We start from the raw sequence: 15,858 nt of genomic DNA, 5'->3' as shown, positions 1-15,858 counted from the left end.
CCCACGAACATTCTATAAAAGGACGGAGCCCCTGTTAACAAAGTCTTTGCCTTAACTGGACCCTAAACGCTACGATGGCCCCATGATCGATCAAATCCTTGTCAATATTCACACCTTGGTTTCCGAGGGAAAAAAATGCCTCGTGGTTTTCGACTTGGATTCGACACTCTTTAATGTCAGTCCCCGTATCGAAAAAATCCTTATGGATTTTGCTTTGGACCCGGAGAATATCAAACGCTTTCCCGAACAAGTCCCCTGCTTTTCAAAAATCAAAACAGCCCACACGGATTGGGGCTTTACCAATGCTTTGCAACGAGCAGGTCTAGATGGTCACCATCCTGAATTTCAAGAAGCCGTGGCCTTGTACTGGCGTAAGCATTTTTTCTCGAACGAATATTTGAAATACGACACTCCCAACGAGGGGGCCTTGGAATACGTTCATGAAGTGCTGAGGGCGGGTGCTGAAGTCGCTTATCTAACGGGTCGTGACGTGCATCGCATGGAGCCTGGTACGACACGCCAATTACAGCAATGGAATTTGCCGTTAAACGATAAAGCCGTGCTTTTCGTAAAACCTGACAAATCCATGGACGATGCAGAATACAAAACGGACTGGTTTCTGGCCAAGGATCGTCAGGGATATGACAAAGTTTACTTTTTTGACAATGAACCTGTGATTTTAAACCTTATGGGGGCGAAGTGCCCTGCTGTCGAGAGTATTTTTTTTGACAGCACCCACTCGGGCAAGGCAGAACCACCTCCTGACCTTCCACGAATTATGAATTTTGTCCTGAATCAAAGGAACTCTTAATGTTGTACCTTGTGGCAACTCCAATCGGTGATACCAGCGAGATTTCGTTACGTGCTTTGCAAATTCTGAAAGATTGCGAAGTCGTGATCTGTGAAAGCACGAAAGAAGCCTCTAAATTATTGCGCGTTCATGGAATCTCTGGAAAATCCTATGAAATCCTGGATGAGCATTCCACTGCGGAAGATAAAGCCGCATTGGTTCCTTTGTGTGAAAAGAAAATGGTGGCATTGGTAACTGATTGCGGAACTCCTGGGTTCTGCGATCCAGGTGCTGATTTGGTTCGCTTGTGCCGTCAAAAAAATATTCAGGTAAAGTCTGTTTTGGGTGCTTCCGCCTTGATGGGACTGCTTTCCTTAAGTGGTCAGCGTATTGATGAATTTCTATTCCGTGGATTTGTTCCGGCTGAAACCGAAGCCCGTGCGAAGGCTTTACGGGACCTTACCAAAGAAAAGCGCGCCATCATTTTGATGGATACACCTTATCGCCTGAAAAAAATGTTGGGCGATATGAAAGATCACTTTCCAAATCGTCGCATGCTTTTGTCTTTAAACCTTTCTCAAGAAGACGAGCTGAATCTGGAAGGCACGATTGATCAAATCGCCAAGAAAGTTCCTTTTGAAAAAGCAGAGTTCATGCTGCTTCTTTATCCTGCATGATTCATCTTCCAGTCGATGATTTCACACCCACCATCAAAGAACAGATGCTGCAAGGTCAGAATCTGGTTCTGACAGCAGCACCCGGCGCGGGTAAAACCACTCGCTTGCCGCCGGCCCTGTTGGATGTGGTAAAAAATAAAATCATCGTTCTGGAACCCCGAAGAATGGCTGCGATCGCTGCCGCTCATCGTATCGCCGAAGAAAATGGTTGGACCCTTGGTGAAGAAGTCGGCTACCAAGTGCGCTTTGCCAATAAAACATCTGCGAAAACCCGTCTTATTTTTATGACCGAGGCTTTGTTGGCTCGCCAGATGCTGGATGATTCCGAGTTGTCTGACATCGACCTGGTTATCCTGGATGAATTCCATGAACGCTCTTTACATGTCGACTTGGCACTGGGCCTTATCCGCGAACTTCAGGAGCTTGGGCGAGATATCAAACTTTTGGTGATGTCAGCAACTCTTGAAGCGGAAAAGATCTCAAACTACTTGGGGAATGCTCCCATCGTCAGCGTCCCGGGTAAATTGTTTGAGCTGGAAGTTATTTATCAAAAAAATTCCCAGATCGTTCAAACCTTTCCGTCATTCTTTGAAAATCTCGCGCAACTTGTGCGTGAAGCTGCAGGAAAAACTGCGAAAGACATTTTGGTATTCCTGCCTGGCGTGGGAGAGATCGAACGCGCCAAAAATAGCCTGGAAGATTGGGCAAATGGCAAAGGGATCGATATTGTTCCCCTGCACGGGTCTTTGAATTTGGAAGATCAAAGACGGGCCTTACAAAAAGGTACGCGTCAAAGAATTATTCTTTCCACGAACATTGCGGAATCCTCTGTCACGCTGGATGGTGTGAACACCGTTATCGATTCGGGTCTTGCGAAAAACATGAAGCAGGATTATCGCACAGGATTTTCCCGACTGGAATTGGGTCGCATCAGTCTGTCCAGCGCGATTCAACGTGCGGGTCGTGCCGCCCGTCAATTCCCCGGCTTTGCCTATAAAATGTGGAATAAGCAGGATGAGCATTCGTTTTCAAAAAGCGAGATCGCAGAAATTCAGCGTATCGATTTGACCGAAAGCCTTCTGTTCCTTGCCGCCCAAGGTGTTAGTGATTTCCACAAATTTTCGTGGTTTGAAAAACCGGCAAACGTTGCCATTGATAAAGCGACCCAGTATTTGAAGCTGGCTGGCGCCATAGATAGCACAAATAAAATCACTGAACTGGGCCGTAAGATCTTGCACTTCCCGTTGCCAGTCCGCTTGGCAAAATTGATGTTGGTGGCTGGCGACAGAAATTCTTTGGAGTTAGGCTCCGAACTTGCAGCAATTCTGCAAGAGCGTGATTTCTTACGTCGTGAATCCGTCAGTTCTTTTTTAGGTGATAAAACGGAATGCGATCTCACGGTACGATTGGATCTTTTGCAGCAATTTAAAAAATCCGGCAAAGCTCCCCGCGAAACGGGCTTCCTGGCTTTGCAGACTGTCTCTCAATCTGCAAATCAGATTCTGGCACTGGCCAAAAAATTGGGCGGGGTTAAAAATATCCAGGCCGAATCGCAAGATTTAGAAATGCGCACTCTTTTACTTCGCGCGTTTCCGGATCGCCTGTGCCGTCGTCGTGGTCAATCCGAGCGAGCTTTGATGGTTGGGGGCCGCGGCGTAAAACTGCAGCAAGACTCCTTGGTTAAGACCTCTGATTTCTTTGTCGCCTTAAGTGGTGTCGAGGGAAGCAGTGATGCCGAAACCATTGTCAGTCTAGCTTGTGGCTTTACGAAAGATTTCATCCTTTCGCACTTTAAAGACGAGATTCAAAAGATTCGTGATCTGACATTTATTGAAGAAAAAGGTCAGTTTTTTATTCGCGAATATAGATCTTTGTTCGGTCTGCCGCTCGAAGAGCCGTCACTGCTGCCCGCGTCTCCCGAAGAAGTGGAAGCCAAGTTGCCACAGGTCCTGGCAGAAAAGTGGTCCTTGGTTTTAAAAAATAATGAAAAGCTTTCTGAGTGGTGGGAACGCCTGGAATTCTGGCGCCGCCACATTGAAAACGGTACTCTGGACACCGATTTTTCATTCAGCGATGAAGAACTAGAAAATTTAAAGCTTCAAGCCTTCTCTCAAGCCAGCATGGGTGAAAAGAAACTGCAGAGCGTTTTTGAAAAGGACCTGGTGTTCTTTTTTGAAAACGTTTTTCCGACGGATTTCATTCGAACTTTCAATAAAGAATTGCCAGCAAGAATCACTGTCCCCAGTGGCAGTCATATCAAAGTAACCTATCCATCCGACAAAGCTCCTTATCTGGAAGTTCGCATCCAGGAAGTTTTCGGCATGATGGAAACTCCCAAAGTTCTTTCGGGCAAAGTGCCTTTGACCTTTCATTTATTGGGACCTAATTTCCGCCCGGTTCAGGTGACCTCGAACCTGGAAAGCTTCTGGAAGAACGGCTATTCCGAGGTTCGCAAAGAGCTTCGAATAAAGTACCCAAAACACCAATGGCCCGAAGACCCCGCCGATGGAACTCCGGAAGCCAAGGGCCGCCGCCGCTTCTAAATTGGCTTACGGATTGCTCTTATAAAACCATAGAAATTCTTGAGTTTTTAGACGGCAAACCCTTCGATTTGAGGCGGTTTTGCTGTCTAACGCGTGGACAGCAGTCCCGCAAAACGGAGCTATTGTGGGCTTACTGAGAAAGAACATCATTTCATGGACCCTGACCCTTTCGGGCCTGATTTCCATTCTCAGCTCTCAAGCCCATGCCATCAGCACATGCGAAAATGTCTTTAATGAAGTTCCCGAATTTGAAATAAAGTACGCCGAGGTCAGTGCCGGACTGAACGTGGAATACCGCCGCGTGCACCACCCTAAAAGAGAGTTCACCGTAAAAGAAGTCTTAGGAAAAACCGACGACTTGCTTTTAGGAATCGCTCCCTTTGGTCACGCCTATTTAGTCAGTGGCAGTGTTCGCCTGGACGGAAATATTTTAGGTAAGAAAACAACGGTCTATGATCACATGGCCGAACTTGAAACTGGGATCATCATCAAAATTAAAAAATCAGACGTCGATAAATCCCGCCTGCAAAAATTTGACGGCACTCATGGCTTGAGCTGCGGAAAAACCGCCTGCGAAGCGATGGAAAAAGCCGCGGATATTTATGTTGGAGCGAACCGGTCCAAGTTCTACTCCCCTTACGAAATGATCCAAGCGATCTTTAAAGAAGGCATTCGTGACGGAGCAGGGAATCCAGTTCCCTTTGAAGTTTACTATATCGGGAAGTTTGATCTTCCGAACACCATGACTCGCGTTCGCGAATCCAGTAACAGAATTAGAAAAGACGTGATCACTAAATATGGCGTGATCGGTACTGGCTTGACGGCGATCACGGGTTCTTTGCTTTACTTCCTGGGCGTCTTTGATGACGACTCCCAAAAAACATCAGAGATTCAGCAATAAAAAAAGGGAGCTCGAAAGCTCCCTTTTTAGTGATTCTCTTTAATTGGATTAGTGAAGGTTACCGCAGCACTCGGCACAAGCCAGCTCGCCCTCGTTAGCCGCTTCTTCTTCGCGACTTTCGATTTTTGCAAGCATTTCAGCAAATCGGAAAGACATGTCGTACAAAGTATCCACGTCGATCACGAACTTTTCGCCTGCCAATTTGACCGTGACGAATTCGCCGTTAACTTCATCAAGAGAAATTTCCTCAGCTTCGAGGAATTTAGCGTTTTTCATTGCGCCCTCTTTAATTACCCACGCAAAGAGTAGTAACTGATCACAAGACCTGGGTCGAATGAGAAAGGTACTGCTTCAATGTTTGGTTCATCGATCAAGCGACCAGATTCTGCGCCACCTTTTTCCTCTTTAGTCATGAAAGAAGGAAGTGGAAGGCGAGGAGCTTGTTTCGCCGCCAAGTAAACTTGGTTTTCGTAGGCTTCAGGTTTCAAAGAAACAATGTCGCCAACTTTGATGATTTGCGATGGAATGTTTACTTTTTTACCGTTCAACAAAACTTTACCGTGAGAAACCAATTGTTTTGCTGCTGGGATAGAAGTTGCGAATCCAAGACGGAATACAACGTTATCCAAACGCTTTTCAAGAAGGTTTACCAAAGATTCAACCCAGTTTGTGTTGGATGATTTTTGAGCCATGCCGATGATACGACGGAATTGTTCTTCACGGATTCCGTAGTGAATGCGGATTTTTTGTTTTTCTTCAAGTTGAAGACCAAATTCAGAGTATTTACGACGGCGTTGACCGTGTTGACCTGGAGGATACGGTCTTCTTTCCAAAGCACCAGCTTTGCCCAAGCCTGGAAGCTCAGTTAGTAGACGTCTTTGTTTTTTAAAACGAGGTGTTTTACCTTTTCTTTTCATATCATAAGTCCTTTATAAGCGAACTACCGTGATAAAGGCTTGCCCGCGTCTTGAACAGCTATTCCTTTTTTAAACCCACAACTGAAAGTCGACTGAAAGCAAGGTGATAGCATCTTGAGAATGAAAACAAGCTGACAACCCCTTGAGGACGATTTTCAAATTAATTTAGCTCCCCAAACCCTGTTCTTATTTCCATATGTCACGATTTTCACTCAACAATTCGAACTCTGTTTGCTATTCCACACCACATGAAGCGCATCAACCTGACACTGATTTCAATTCTCACTCTCCCTGCCATAACCCAGGCAAAGACAAAGACGCTTCTTTACTGCAAAGACATCTCCCAACCCGACCTAAAAACCATAACCATCCAAGAAAACACGGCAATCAAACAAGAAGGCCTCCTAGAGCTGATCGAAGACCATAAGGATGGCAGCAAAAAAGAACTCTACGCAATGGACACCTCCCTAACAGAAGGCTGGATCCCCATGTCGCCCATCAACGGCACACAAAGAGTCCTAGTAAAAAAAGAAGGCAAATGGTCAGTCGCCGAAAACAAAGGCGAATACAGAATCTTCAACGACGCAAACTGCGTGAAATAAACTCTCGGATTAAAGACGGCAGTTGCTCCATGAACCCTGTCTGACTTGCCTGCAGTGTCGGTCCTGCCTGCAGCTTCGTCGACACGCCATCCGGGCTCACCGTCGCCCGCCTTCGGAAAACTAGCGTCGTTTCTCTGTGGAGACCCAATGGTGACGCGGGATACAGGTCTTATTCGGGCATTTTCCCCTTCTCTCAAAATACCTCGCACCACTTACGCGACGATCACGACAGTGATCGAGCCTGAGTTGAATTTTGAGAGCGAGCGATCAACTTTCCTCTTTCCTTTTGAAACAAGAATAGCGTCAGCTGGCGGGTAGATTCTAAAGCACTGGCATGTACGCTTTTCGCCGGGCCTCCGTCGGCGCAGGATGCGCGAACCCGCCAAAGGCGGGCGACGGTGAGCCATGGATGGCGTGCCCAAGAAAAGCGTACAGGACAGGGATTTAGAATCTGCCCGACAGCTGCACCGAACTCTAAATTTTAAAAGGAAAGAGGAAAGTTGAGTGGAAGCCCTCCAAGATAGGAGGGCCCCGGATGCTACCCTACCAAGCGGCAAGGCGGCGGCGACGGTTTTTCTTACGGACCGGAGTAGCAGTACTTGTACTTTCAAGTTGTGTATTGGTCGTAGGAGCCGTTTCTAGTTCTACCTGTTTCATAGCCGAACTCCTTTCGTGCTAGTTTCAATCACTCAGACCGAATTGGTCCTTGTGGTTTAGGTACTCCCCCATTATCTCAGAGTCGCATAGCGTCAAGCGACAGTTTTAAAATTAGTTTCCCGTCATGAAACCGTAATGCGAATAGATGTGAGAGGGACGCAATAGGGGCGTGACTGCGTGCGTAAAATTAAGCCGGGTTACTGCTGAGTCCTAAAGAAAATGTCTTTTAGAACCCAGAGAGGCCCGATAAATAGGAATTGAAGATCCTTAAAGAAAGACGGTCTTTTTCCCTCGAGCTTATGCCCATAGAACTGACCAATCCAAGCAATCACAAAAAGGATCACCAACAACAACCACAACGGCTGAAGAAAGTGTCCCAGGAAATACAAAAGCACATAACTGATCGCCAATTGGCCAAGCATAATTACAAAAGGTTTTGCTCCCAGAGTGGCATACCAACCCAAAGCACAAGCAATCAACAACTCACCCAGGCGGATCGGACCCATTTGCACCGGAATCTGCAGCAGCAAACCCACAACGGTAAAGAAGATCACGGGCACGCAGATTTTATGGATGATTCTGTTTTGTGGATTTTGATGACCTTCACTGTATTCCGCAAACCAAGATTCTAACGTTCTCATTTGCACTCCTTGAATGCGGTGCGCCCGTAAACAGGACCTGGCACCTATTTTTGCTGGGAGATGGGGCCGATCATTGTTGCGCCGGCGGGGACGTCTTTTACGACGACGGCGTTGGCACCGATCAAGGCGCCGTCACCGATGGTGATCGGGCCTAAAACTTTCGCACCGGTTCCGATCATCACTCTGTTACCTACAGTGGGATGGCGTTTTACCGGATCAAATTTGATTCCGCCTAATGTCACTCCGTGAAAGATAATGCAATCGTCACCGACAATCGCGGTTTCACCAATCACCACGCCAAAGCCGTGATCGATAACCAAACGATGACCCAAGGTTGCTCCGGGATGAATTTCAATGCCCGTCAACCAACGAGAAACTTCCGCCACCAAGCGAGCAATAAAATACAAATGAGCCTGATAAAAGATGTGCGCGATACGATGCATGATCAACGCTTTGGGACCTGGATACAGCAAAGCAATCTCCCAAAGAGATTTCGCTGCAGGATCATAAGCTTTGTACGTATTTAACAGCGTCTTAAAACGCTTCCACAAACCAAACATCAATATTTCTCATTCAAATCATCAAGGAGGAAGTAACGGTCAAACAGTTCATTATAACGAGACCATTTCTCGCCTGAACCGCGTTCTCCATCCACGATTGTTTTCAATGTTGCGACCTTGCTATCAAGATCATCAACCATCGCAATCAACATCGCTTCCATAAATTTTGGACGCTTGGGAGAACCGTACTCCAGTTTACCATGATGACTCAAGATTATATGTTTACAAATATCGCGGAGCTCTTCGCTAAAGCCCAAGATGCGAGCCGCTTTTTTATCTATAAGTTCACAAGCAATTTGCATGTGTCCTAATAGACGTCCGCGATCGGTATAGGAAACGCCATTATCGTAGGAAAGCTCCCAAATTTTTCCGATATCGTGAAAGATTGCTCCGAAAAGAAGCAAATCACGATTCAAGAACGGATAGTGGGAACCCATAAAGTCCATGATCTTACAAATCGAAAGGATGTGCTCCAGCAAGCCGCCCACCCAGGCATGGTGGATGGATTTAGCTGCGGGCGCACGCAAAACGCGAGGACGGATCTCAGGATCTTCTAAGGTGTCCAAAACCAATTGTCTTAAGTGATCGTTGCGCATACTGCGTACAAGCTGAATCAGCTCGGCCATCATGTCTTCAGAATTTTTCGAAGACTTTGGAATAAAGTCTTCAAAGTTCACTTCGGAATTTTCAACGCGCTCAAGCTTATGGATAACCAGCTGTTTACGATTTTGGAATAATTGAACCTGCCCCTTAACTTTAAGAACATCCCCTGTTTCAAACAAACGGGATAACTCTTCAACACGATCCCAAAGGCGCGCATCGATAGTCCCTGTGGCATCGCCCAATTGTAGGCCCATAAAAGCACGACCGTTTTTACCAACGCCGACGTTTTTTTCCTTAACCAGGAATAAAGAATCAACTGCGTCTTTGTCTTGTAGACTTTGAACTGTCTTTTTTTCCATCAGGGTGCCTCGCAGAAAAGATTTGCATGCTCAGGATCCACAAAGGAAACCTGTGCCACATAGATCGTGTCGCCTTTTTCAGCAGAGAACAAGAAAGTTCCACCGAGAACGCTGATATGTCTTTCGCGAGTGGTGTTGACCTTAAGGCCCTCACCTTGCATCGCCAGATTAAACTTTGTCGTAATATCCAAAATTTGATTACAACCGGCACCATAAACTGAATCACCTAATTTGCGCTTACGAGCATGGCTGACGAATAAAACCTTGCTTTGCTTAGCTTCGGTGAACGAGGGAAATTCAAAGCCCACATAAAAAGAGCCTTGGCGGTTGTTTAAATACTGAGACAAATCAATTTCACCACCGCCGCGAGGCAATTCAAACTTCAAAGCTTCGTCTTTAAGAATTCCAGGATTTTTATCCACTAAGAAAACTGAAACATCGGCAAATACGATCTCTTTGCTTCCGGATTCTTTTTTTCCTTCGCCTTCGCCGCCACCATGGCCACCTTCACCACCTGCTGCCGCATGTTCCCCGTGCGCACTTTCGACAGCTTTAAAAGAAAGCATGTCCCAAGCTTTAGTGGGAATTTTCAAATCTGGCGGAACGTCTTCAAATTTAATCGTTTTATATTCTTCGCGGTGATAGCCCGGAGTCTTCGTGCAACCACTGACGATTACCAAAGCACTAAGTATGAAAAGCACAAAAGGCTGATTCATTAATCAGCCTCCAGTTGATCCCTCATCTCTAACAGAGGTATGAACGTTGGTTCAGATTGCAACCCGGCCCGCACGTAATTGTAAGCAGAGTTCCGGTCTTTACGTTTAATCACGACCCAGGCCAAGCCGTATAAAGCCGCCGCACTGGTGTTATTTCTTTCGTACATTTTCGTGAAGGCCGCTTGAGCACAGTTCACGTCATGAGTGGACATACAGATATCACCCACAAGACGATCACGAACTGGCAAGCTCATCACTTCAGGCATTTTTAAAACAGCCAAAGCCTCAGGTGCACGACCCGTTTTTTTCAAATAAGCGGCCTGAGCAGCAAGAACATAAGGATCTTTAGGTCCTTCGGAGACCGCTTCACGCAAAAGTTTATCGGCATCCGTATCGCGATTCACTTCCATCAAACACAACGCACGAACTGCTTTAAGTTCTGCCGAAGGTACGCTTTTGTTGTAAACTTCAGAGCAATACTTTTCCAGGTAGTCCCACTGAGTAAAACGCCAATCGACGCTTAAAGAGTGAGTGTACAAATTAGAAACCCCCGGAGTTTCATTTAAGAACTTCACAATCGCCTGGTTCATGGCATCCACGTCACCCAGCAAGTTGTAAGAGTAGATCAAGAACAGACTCAACTCCTGACGAAGCAAGTTTGTTTTCTTAAGTACAGTTTGCAGATCACTTACCAATGGTTTTAAGAAGCTTAAATCAGATGAAGTTTTTGCGACTTCCATGGCCGCCATGGAGCGACCATATAACGCCATCACGTTCGTGGGATCTTTGGAAAGTACATGCTCAAACTTGTGCATGGCTTCTTTGTAGTTCCCTTTTTTCATTTCCACGATGGCCAAGTTCAACCGAGCCGAAATATTAAAGGGCTCGTGACCGATGGCTTTTTGTAACGTGTTTTCGGCCTCTTTCAAATCACCATCCATCATATAAGAAACAGCAATTCCCAGATAAGCATCCACCAGCTCTGAACGCTGACGGTTTTCCTGGACGATGGCTTTTTCCAAAATACGACGGCCCTGCAAAGTTTGACGGTCTTCAGAAATAAGAACCGGAGCCATTTGAATCTGGGTATCTAAATCCGGTTCTTTAATAGAGCTTGCGGCTTTATAGGCTTGCAAAGATTTATCGTAAAGACCCACGCTCTTATAGCGAATCGCACGGGAAATCAGTTCATCGTAATTTACATTGTGAGTGGAATCGCGATGACCCAAAGTCACATAGATTGCCAGAACCGCAATCGCGGCCACACCCATCACGGCCCAGCGAAGAACGTTGCTCTGCTGGCGGATTTTATTCTGAACTCGAGCATCGTTGGAAGTTCCATAACTGACACCTGATGCAGGTATCGCGGATTTATTCACGGCTCGTTCAGAAGCAAATGAAACATCTTTCATTTGTGGAGAATGATTTGGAACCGGAGTCAGTGTTTGTTCATCCGGATCAACTGTCGGTTCAGTTTTAGTGAACGTCGTGTTGTGCGGAATGGACTGAGTCATCGTGTTTTCAGGGGCATTATCCTGCTCTTCACGAATGCTGCGCACGATATCCATGAACCGTTGATTCTCGCGGATATAACTCCAACGACCTGAAGGCAGACGAATTTCATCGATGATCGATACTTGACGGGATTTCAGCAGCGTTGCGACTTCATCAACAGAGAATGGCCCCAGGATCCTGGTTGAGGATTTAATCAGCCATACTTTATCTGTATTTGAAACCTCAACCGCCATATATTAAAGCCCCTTCGTTAAGAGGAGCTTTAAATCGTCGTTGGTCAGATACAGACCGCCTCCGATGAAGCTGGAGCTTGCATCGTTCTTGTTGAAAGCATCATTCCAGCCGGCGTTGATATAAAGACCACGATAGAAGAAATAACTCAAAGAACCGCGAAGGTTCGTGCGTGTGAAATCGAAGGCCTCAACTGTCGCGCGCATTTTGCGACGGAAGAAGTAGTAATCCACACCGAAACCACCGCCATTTTCGATCACGCCCCCTTTAAGAGTGACGTCCCAGAAATTTTTGGCGAATAGCAAAGTGAATTTCAGTTTGTTTTCGTAAGTTTTCTTTTCCGAGTACTCGGCCGAACCTTGTGGAGGTGTACCAGAGTATTGGTAACGAGTTGTTTCAACCACACCCACCGGATCGTCGATGATCGCCAGGTAGTAGTAACGATCCAAGCCCGGCTGAATTTTCACACCGACTGTCGTTTTCCAGTTTCCAACTTCGCCCAGGTAATCCGTTTTGAAATCGAACGCAGTTTCAATTTTGCTGGCAGATCCGACCATGTCGCTCAAACCATCAATCGCGCTATCTACTTTTTCAGCCGTCGCTTCGTCGCTGATAAGTTTACCGATAGTACCTTCACCACGGTTGATTTTACCCGTGATCTCATCCAGATTTTTCATCGTTTGAGACAAGCGAGCCCAAGTTTTCTTAATACCTGTATCACTGTTGTCATTCATCACTTCACGAAGACTTGATGTGATGTCGTGAACTTCATCCACGATGTCGCCAATTTTGTCTTTGTTTTCAGTAGTAACTTGAGCCAGGTCTTTCGTGATCGTTTCAACATTCTTGATGATGCGACCCAAAACGTGATTACGAGTGCCGTCTTGCGATGTCGCCTCTTCCAGGTTTTTTGCGACAACTTTCAAAGAAGCCGTGACTTCCCCCACTTGCGCCATCAGGTTTTCCAAAGATCCACCGGCTTTCACCGTAAGAATTTGTGCGTTGTCAGGCAGTGGAGGATCTGTCGGAGAACCAGGATAAACTTCGATATGAGCATCACCCAGGATACCTTGAGCTTTGATCTCGATGGCCGCAGACGTCGTCATCGGCACGTCAGACTTCACCGTGATATCCACGCGCGCCTGACCATCTTGCAGGCGAATGTCCTTGATCACGCCGACAGGAATCCCAGCAGAACGGATTGCTGAATTTTTAACCAAGCCACCAGCATTTGGTATTAAGAACCAGGCTTTTTTGGAACGGCCGAGGTAGGAAGGATCTTCGCTCACCTGCATGGACATAACGGCAATCAATGATCCAACTACGATCACTAATAGACCTACTTTAAACTCTGCAGCGCGAAGCCAATTCATTGGTGTTTCATCCCTTTATTCACGAACTTCTTAACCAATTCAATATCGGTGTTGAAGAAGTCCTCTGGAGTCCCGAATAGCAAAACCTTGCCACTATCTAACATCGCGATATGATCGGCAATCCTAAACGCGGCGGACAAATCGTGCGAAACCATGATCGAGGTCAGTTGCCCATTTCTGCTCTTATGAGTCTCCAGAATTAAATTATCTACCATTTCAGTCAGAATGGGATCTAAACCCGTGGTCGGCTCATCATAGATCAGGATTTCTGGATCTAGGGCGAGAGCTCGTGCCAGACCCGTTCTTTTCTGCATACCACCCGAAATCTGACTTGGAAGTTTTTTGAAGTGCTTAGGGTCCAGGCCGACCTGGTGAAGTTTGTCTTCGGCTATACGAAGGACTTGGGACTCCTTAAGATCTCGGCGATGCTCAAATAATGGAAAACACACGTTTTCCAAAACTGACATATCATCAAACAGTGCTGCGGACTGAAAAAGAACGCCGAACTTTTGGCGAAACTTTGTCAGCTCGTCTTCATTCATTTGACTCAGATCCTGCCCCAAAACTTCGATGCTTCCCGAAGTCGGTTTATATAAGCCCAGCAAATGTTTTAACATCACTGATTTTCCCGTACCCGAGAAACCGATGATCGCCGTCAAACTTCCGCGGGGAATTTCCAAATCAATTCCCTTAAGAATGAAGTCAATCCCATCAAAAGTTTTTTTCAGATCACGAATTTGAACTGCCGACTGTTGTTTAAACATTAAGAAATCCCCGACAGACTGTAATACACGCGAATTAAATTCGTCAGGAAATAATCCAGAATAATGATCATAACCATGCTTTGAACCACACCCTGATTCGTGGCTTCACCAACACCTTTGGCCCCGCCGGTGGTGTTGAATCCACGGTAGGTACAAATCAAGGCAAAGAAGATTCCAAAGACAGCGCCTTTGAAAAGACCTTCATTGATATGCTTAACTTCGATCATGTCGCGGATTTTTTGCCAGAAGATCGCCTCATCCAGTTGCACCAGGCGTACACATAAAAACCAGCTGCCCATCATCGCCACGAAATCGAAAACCGCTGTCAAAAGAGGCATACAAATGAAAGCTGCCACCATTCGTGGAGAGATCAGGTACTGCTTGGTATTCACACCCATCACTTCAAGCGCATCAATCTGTTCATTTACACGCATGGTACCCAGGCGCGCCGCCATGGCTCCACCCGCACGAGCAGCAACAATTAATCCCGTCAACACCGGACCCAACTCACGAGTGATCCCCAGAGCCACAACCGGGCCCACCATGTTCACGGCATTAAACATTTTAAAGCCCAAGTAAATTTGAAACGACAACGCCAGCCCCGTGAATCCACCAGTCAAACAGATGATCCAAATGGACTGATTTCCGATGAACTCCATGTGTTTGATGATTTCTGGAAAACGCGAAGGCTTGGCGAAAATCAAACGCACGCTTTCGTTGAAAAAGATCATCATCTTGCCCGTGGCCTCGATGAAGCCGCGGAAAAATTCGATCACCGAGGCACCGACCCAGGAAATCGCAAAGGCAGTTTTTTGCACCAGAGTTTGTGAACTCATCCGATCTCCTTACCGACATAAACGCGAGGCACACGCTCGCCCACGCTGGTCAGCATTTCGTAAGAAATGGTATGGGCCTTTTTAGCAACTTCATCGGCCGACAACAAATGACCTTGCAGATCAAAGCCAAACAAAATCACTTCCTGATCCATCAAAGTATTTAGATCTTTACCCTGCACGATATCTGTTACATCAACCATCAAATAGTCCATGCAAACAGTGCCCGTGATCGGAGCTTTTTGTCCGTTAAACAAAACATACGTCTGATTCGTCAGCAGGCGATGGTAACCATCTCCATAACCAATCGAGATCACCGCGATCACCGAATCACGTGTCGCCGTCCATCTTGCACCATAAGAAACAGTTTCGCCTTTCTTGACCTGACGGAAGTTATTCACCACCGACTTTAAAGTCATGACCGGCTTTAAGTCCCCCACATCCGGGCGCCCCAATGAACTGTACCCATAGATCATCAAACCTGGGCGAATCCCCCAGTTTTGCATCAACAGCGGATGCTTGGAATCAATCACTCCGTCTTTCATCAGCTGCATCAGATTCAAAATTCCCGAACTGTTCAAAGCATGGCAAAACACGTTCATGGATTTAAAGATTTCAGAAACCTTGTTAAGCTTCTGCAATTGATGAGCACTGGTTTGATCCCGCTCGTCAGCATTTTCGCCAATGTAAAGATGCGTGCACAATGCCTTCACTTCAATTTTCGCATGACCATTAAGACGCGCAAAAACTTTTTCAGCTTCTTCTGTGCGGAATCCCAGGCGATTCATGCCCGTATCAAATTTCACATGAACACTGACTTTTTTATCAGCCACTTGCTCCAAGGCCTCGATCTGATCCCATGTACTCACAACCGGAGTCATGTTGTTATCCAGAAGGGCTTTGGCACCTTTTTTATCGAACCCGCGGAACACGAGAATATTTGTTTTCACTCCGGACTGACGAAGCAAAAGACCCTCTTCGATCAGACACACTCCCAGATTTTGAATTCCGAGCTTTTCCAGATGCAGGGCTAACTTTACGTCACCATGGCCATAGGCATTGGCCTTTACCATGGGACAAAGAAATCTTTGCGGAAACGCTTTCTGCAAGACACGAATGTTGTGTGTCAGGTTATCTAAATTAATTTCCGCAAAAGTTTTTCGAAACATTTCCATT

At 46.3% G+C, this 15,858-nt stretch carries 16 protein-coding genes; 5 read left to right on the top strand and 11 right to left on the bottom strand.

Annotated features, from left to right (window positions below):
* The first annotated feature begins 82 nt into the window (after nt 1-82).
* From HW988_RS03580 to HW988_RS03565, 4 genes are all read left to right on the top strand, one after another.
* Nucleotides 83-811: an HAD family hydrolase gene (locus HW988_RS03580; protein ID WP_181606263.1), complete on the top strand. Its 729-nt coding sequence runs from the start codon at nt 83-85 to the stop codon at nt 809-811.
* On the top strand, nt 811-1,467 hold the full coding sequence (locus HW988_RS03575) for an SAM-dependent methyltransferase (protein ID WP_181606262.1): 657 nt from the start codon (nt 811-813) through the stop codon (nt 1,465-1,467). Before HW988_RS03580 ends, HW988_RS03575 begins: the two co-directional genes overlap by 1 nt.
* Nucleotides 1,464-4,010, top strand: a complete 2,547-nt coding sequence (gene hrpB, locus HW988_RS03570; protein WP_181606261.1) for an ATP-dependent helicase HrpB — start codon at nt 1,464-1,466, stop codon at nt 4,008-4,010. The genes HW988_RS03575 and hrpB overlap by 4 nt, the downstream gene beginning before the upstream one ends.
* Nucleotides 4,011-4,134: 124 nt before the next feature.
* Complete coding sequence (locus HW988_RS03565; protein ID WP_181606260.1) at nt 4,135-4,911, top strand: hypothetical protein; 777 nt, start codon at nt 4,135-4,137, stop codon at nt 4,909-4,911.
* Between the two features lie 48 nt (nt 4,912-4,959).
* Here HW988_RS03565 and HW988_RS03560 read toward each other — a convergent pair whose 3' ends face one another.
* Nucleotides 4,960-5,187 carry a hypothetical protein gene (locus HW988_RS03560; protein WP_181606259.1) on the bottom strand — a complete coding sequence of 76 codons (228 nt, stop codon included), beginning with the start codon at nt 5,185-5,187 and terminating at the stop codon, nt 4,960-4,962.
* Between the two features lie 14 nt (nt 5,188-5,201).
* Complete coding sequence (gene rpsD, locus HW988_RS03555; RefSeq protein WP_181606258.1) at nt 5,202-5,828, bottom strand: 30S ribosomal protein S4; 627 nt, start codon at nt 5,826-5,828, stop codon at nt 5,202-5,204.
* A gap of 248 nt (nt 5,829-6,076) precedes the next feature.
* Between rpsD and HW988_RS03550 the strand changes: the two genes are divergently transcribed.
* Nucleotides 6,077-6,430 (top strand): hypothetical protein, encoded by a 354-nt coding sequence (locus HW988_RS03550; protein ID WP_181606257.1) that lies wholly within the window; start codon nt 6,077-6,079, stop codon nt 6,428-6,430.
* Nucleotides 6,431-7,284: 854 nt separating this feature from the next.
* Here HW988_RS03550 and HW988_RS03545 read toward each other — a convergent pair.
* Genes HW988_RS03545 through alr form a run of 9 tightly spaced genes read right to left on the bottom strand, consistent with a single transcriptional unit; the run spans nt 7,285 to nt 15,857 of the window.
* Nucleotides 7,285-7,728 (bottom strand): DUF962 domain-containing protein, encoded by a 444-nt coding sequence (locus HW988_RS03545; protein WP_181606256.1) that lies wholly within the window; start codon nt 7,726-7,728, stop codon nt 7,285-7,287.
* 44 nt (nt 7,729-7,772) lie between these two features.
* Entirely contained in the window at nt 7,773-8,288 is a 516-nt protein-coding gene (gene cysE / locus HW988_RS03540; protein WP_181606255.1) for a serine O-acetyltransferase, read from the bottom strand.
* Nucleotides 8,288-9,250 (bottom strand): 3'-5' exoribonuclease YhaM family protein, encoded by a 963-nt coding sequence (locus tag HW988_RS03535; protein ID WP_181606254.1) that lies wholly within the window; start codon nt 9,248-9,250, stop codon nt 8,288-8,290. Before HW988_RS03535 ends, cysE begins: the two co-directional genes overlap by 1 nt.
* Entirely contained in the window at nt 9,250-9,966 is a 717-nt protein-coding gene (locus HW988_RS03530) for a hypothetical protein (RefSeq protein ID WP_181606253.1), read from the bottom strand. Before HW988_RS03530 ends, HW988_RS03535 begins: the two co-directional genes overlap by 1 nt.
* Nucleotides 9,966-11,714, bottom strand: a complete 1,749-nt coding sequence (locus tag HW988_RS03525) for a lipopolysaccharide assembly protein LapB (protein ID WP_181606252.1) — start codon at nt 11,712-11,714, stop codon at nt 9,966-9,968. Before HW988_RS03525 ends, HW988_RS03530 begins: the two co-directional genes overlap by 1 nt.
* Before the next feature lie 3 nt (nt 11,715-11,717).
* Nucleotides 11,718-13,085, bottom strand: coding sequence for an MlaD family protein (locus tag HW988_RS03520; RefSeq protein WP_181606251.1), 1,368 nt, complete (start codon nt 13,083-13,085; stop codon nt 11,718-11,720).
* Complete coding sequence (locus HW988_RS03515; protein ID WP_181606250.1) at nt 13,082-13,849, bottom strand: ABC transporter ATP-binding protein; 768 nt, start codon at nt 13,847-13,849, stop codon at nt 13,082-13,084. The genes HW988_RS03520 and HW988_RS03515 overlap by 4 nt, the downstream gene beginning before the upstream one ends.
* Nucleotides 13,849-14,685, bottom strand: coding sequence for an ABC transporter permease (locus HW988_RS03510; RefSeq protein WP_181606249.1), 837 nt, complete (start codon nt 14,683-14,685; stop codon nt 13,849-13,851). Before HW988_RS03510 ends, HW988_RS03515 begins: the two co-directional genes overlap by 1 nt.
* Nucleotides 14,682-15,857, bottom strand: coding sequence for an alanine racemase (gene alr, locus HW988_RS03505; RefSeq protein ID WP_181606248.1), 1,176 nt, complete (start codon nt 15,855-15,857; stop codon nt 14,682-14,684). Before alr ends, HW988_RS03510 begins: the two co-directional genes overlap by 4 nt.
* Nucleotide 15,858: the final 1 nt, after the last annotated feature.

The sequence above is a fragment of the Bdellovibrio sp. KM01 genome, assembly GCF_013752535.1.
Taxonomy (GTDB): Bacteria; Bdellovibrionota; Bdellovibrionia; order Bdellovibrionales; family Bdellovibrionaceae; genus Bdellovibrio.
This window is presented reverse-complemented; position numbering and strand designations above follow the sequence as displayed.

Bases quoted from the DNA above. Each gene is read 5' to 3' on its own strand.
- HW988_RS03580 (WP_181606263.1), top strand. From the start codon at position 83: ATGATCGATCAAATCCTTGTCAATATTCACACCTTGGTTTCCGAGGGA.
- HW988_RS03575 (WP_181606262.1), top strand. From the start codon at position 811: ATGTTGTACCTTGTGGCAACTCCAATCGGTGATACCAGCGAGATTTCG.
- hrpB (WP_181606261.1), top strand. From the start codon at position 1,464: ATGATTCATCTTCCAGTCGATGATTTCACACCCACCATCAAAGAACAG.
- HW988_RS03560 (WP_181606259.1), bottom strand. From the start codon at position 5,187: ATGAAAAACGCTAAATTCCTCGAAGCTGAGGAAATTTCTCTTGATGAA.
- rpsD (WP_181606258.1), bottom strand. From the start codon at position 5,828: ATGAAAAGAAAAGGTAAAACACCTCGTTTTAAAAAACAAAGACGTCTA.
- HW988_RS03550 (WP_181606257.1), top strand. From the start codon at position 6,077: ATGAAGCGCATCAACCTGACACTGATTTCAATTCTCACTCTCCCTGCC.
- HW988_RS03545 (WP_181606256.1), bottom strand. From the start codon at position 7,728: ATGAGAACGTTAGAATCTTGGTTTGCGGAATACAGTGAAGGTCATCAA.
- cysE (WP_181606255.1), bottom strand. From the start codon at position 8,288: ATGTTTGGTTTGTGGAAGCGTTTTAAGACGCTGTTAAATACGTACAAA.
- HW988_RS03535 (WP_181606254.1), bottom strand. From the start codon at position 9,250: ATGGAAAAAAAGACAGTTCAAAGTCTACAAGACAAAGACGCAGTTGAT.
- HW988_RS03530 (WP_181606253.1), bottom strand. From the start codon at position 9,966: ATGAATCAGCCTTTTGTGCTTTTCATACTTAGTGCTTTGGTAATCGTC.
- HW988_RS03525 (WP_181606252.1), bottom strand. From the start codon at position 11,714: ATGGCGGTTGAGGTTTCAAATACAGATAAAGTATGGCTGATTAAATCC.
- HW988_RS03520 (WP_181606251.1), bottom strand. From the start codon at position 13,085: ATGAATTGGCTTCGCGCTGCAGAGTTTAAAGTAGGTCTATTAGTGATC.
- HW988_RS03515 (WP_181606250.1), bottom strand. From the start codon at position 13,849: ATGTTTAAACAACAGTCGGCAGTTCAAATTCGTGATCTGAAAAAAACT.
- HW988_RS03510 (WP_181606249.1), bottom strand. From the start codon at position 14,685: ATGAGTTCACAAACTCTGGTGCAAAAAACTGCCTTTGCGATTTCCTGG.
- alr (WP_181606248.1), bottom strand. From the start codon at position 15,857: ATGGAAATGTTTCGAAAAACTTTTGCGGAAATTAATTTAGATAACCTG.